This is a genomic window from Aeromicrobium sp. (assembly GCF_036675695.1).
GTDB lineage: Bacteria > Actinomycetota > Actinomycetes > Propionibacteriales > Nocardioidaceae > Aeromicrobium.
Window position 1 is genome coordinate 1 of record NZ_JAKFEL010000141.1, and the last position, 2,505, is coordinate 2,505.

2 protein-coding genes are annotated in these 2,505 nt (G+C 61.8%); both read right to left on the bottom strand.

Going from position 1 to position 2,505, the window contains the following annotated elements:
- On the bottom strand, positions 1-819 hold an 819-nt coding region (locus V6M39_RS08795; protein ID WP_332643442.1), incomplete at its 3' end, for a DUF222 domain-containing protein.
- 218 nt (positions 820-1,037) lie between these two features.
- Positions 1,038-2,505 (bottom strand): hypothetical protein (locus V6M39_RS08800; RefSeq protein ID WP_332643443.1); only part of this gene is annotated, 1,468 nt, incomplete at its 5' end.

Here is a 2,505-nt window from a genome sequence, read left to right on the forward strand (position 1 = left end):
CGAAGGCATGGGCTCGGGGATCCGGAGTGGCTGTTCGGTTGTGGCCTGAACGTGCTCGGCTGCGGCTTGGAGGGTGTCGGCGTCGACGAATACTGACATGTGGGGTCGGACGCCTTTGTCTGAAGGCAGACCGTTCGCGAGGATCGCGGTGAGCAGGTCATCCAAGCCCTGAACACGTCGCTGGGCACCAGAACGGGTGTCGTCTTTGTCGCGCGGCGCTGACACCGAGTCCATAACCATTTTGAGCTTCGACCCGGTGACCGTGTTCAAGAAGCCATTGGTGTGGAACCCGTCGGGGACGGCATCAACAGCGAAGTCTTCGCGGTCCATGCCGCGTTCCCATGCGGCGTCGAGGTCTTCGGGGTGGACTTTGTCTTTGAGGTGTTTGACGGCTTCGAACAGCTCGCTGGGCGCATGCTCTTGGGCGACCTCGACGAACACTTCCTCGAACTGGCGCATCGGTTCGAGTCCGACATGCGCCAAGCCGTAGGCGAACACGCGTACGTGGGCTGAGCTGACTTGCCCTGCAAATGCTGCCTCTGCGAGCAACGGCAGGTCACGCAGTACGGCGACGTTCTTGACCAGGGTGGAGGCAGCTCCGGAGTTCATCCGCAACTCATTGCGCACCCAGGTGTTGAGAGTAGATGCACCATCAAGCTCGAAATCCTTAGAGGTGTCGAGCTCAGCCAACAGCACAGACTTCTGAGCATGAATAGCGTCCTCTGCCGCCTGTAGCGCGTGCAGCTTGGACCTCGTGTCACCGGAACGCAGCGTCTGCGCGGCGATGCGCATCACGTCGATTGTCAGCTCCGGATCCATACCCAAAACACTACCCGAACAGACGTTCGATGACCAGTGGAAAACCCTGTGAATTCAGGCAAAATCGAAGATTCTTATCCACATCTGAAGCCGCCGACGCGGCCGTCCACAGCACCAGTCCCCGCACTTGTATTTGCGCCTTTCGACCCGGCCACACCCGAACGGCAAGCCGCAAAGGCTCAACCACCGAGATGGTGAGCCTCGCGGACCGTCAACCCTCAGGTGACCTTGGTGACCTTGCCGGTGGAGCTGAAGTACACCGCCTTGGTGACCTTCGTGCCCGACTTGGTCTTGGCGCAGTAGGTGAACTTCGTCGAGAGCCGCGAGTGGGGCTGGCCGGCCTTGAGCAACACGCTCTTGACTGAAGAGCCGATGTTGATGGCGCTGAACACCGACGTGTACTTGCGCACCTTCGGATCGCGGCAGGCGTCGTTGCTGACACCCTGCGCACGTTCCCACGTCAGGAGGTAGGCCTCGGAGCCACGAGCCATGTCGTCGGCAATCGCGCTGCCACCCTGCTTGCGGAGGTCCTCGATCCAGTCGGGGTAGAGGCCATAGTGCGAGACACCGTCGACGTTGATGTCATAGACGCGCTGGCCGCTGACCTGCTTGTTGATCGTCACGCCACCCAGACCCTTGAAGGGGTAGACCACCTTGTTGGGAGCATCGGCTCCGCGGGGGTCGCCCTGAGCTCCGAGTCCGTTGATGTCGGCGCCATATCCGATGCCGAAGTAGTAGCGCGAGTCTGCCCAGGTCAGGTGCTTCTTCCACTTGTTGACGAAGCCCGTGCTGTCTCCGGCGTACGGCGTGATTATGCCGCCAGCCTTGTAGATGCGGGGGTATGCGTCAGGCGTGGACCAGGAGTGACTCGAGACGACGCCGGGGTACTTCAGCTTCTCGGTGAGGTCGAGCGATGCCTTCCGAGCGTTGACACTCATGTGGTCCGGGTCGAAGAGCATGCCCCGCTTCGCCATGCCGTTGATCGTGTGATCACCCAAGGCCGTGAGTCCGAGCGCGTTGCAGTGCGGGCCGCTCCCATAGAGCGGCAGCTTGAGTGGCAGACCGAGACTGGCGACCGCACCGAACAGGGCGTCCTGCTCGGGGAGCACATTTGGTGCAGCGGGCTGCGGGTTGTCCGACACTTCCGGGTCGGGGTCAGTGCACTTGCGCATGTCCCAGAACGATCCGGTCTCCAGGAAGTTGGCGCCGTTGACCAATGGGCCGATGGTTCCGCCATCGCCGGCAACACCGGAAAGCGCGTTGTCGAACTTGTTGACCAGCTCCACCTGTCGTACGCCCATCGCGTAGACATCGTCGAGCTGCTTGTCGATCTGCGCCGCGGTGCACTGCGGAATACCAAGCTTGGTTGAGCAGCCGAACGGGACGCTCGTCTCCATGCCCATGACAACGGCGAGCTTGCCCTGGTTGATGACCGTGCGAGCCTGGAACGGGTCAGTGACGATGCGGTACCAACCCTTGCCCGGGCCGCCGTTCTGAGCGTCGATGTAGCGCTCCAACTTGCGCATGTCTGCTGCCTGCAGGCGCATCGACGTCATGTCGTCGCAGGAGTTGCGCTTGAGCGGGTAGATCGTGCAGAGCTGGTTGTTCTCGACGAGCAGGTTGACCAGGATGCGCTGGCCTCCGCGCCACGAACGCTCGAGCCACTTGTAGTAGGTGCCCTCGTGC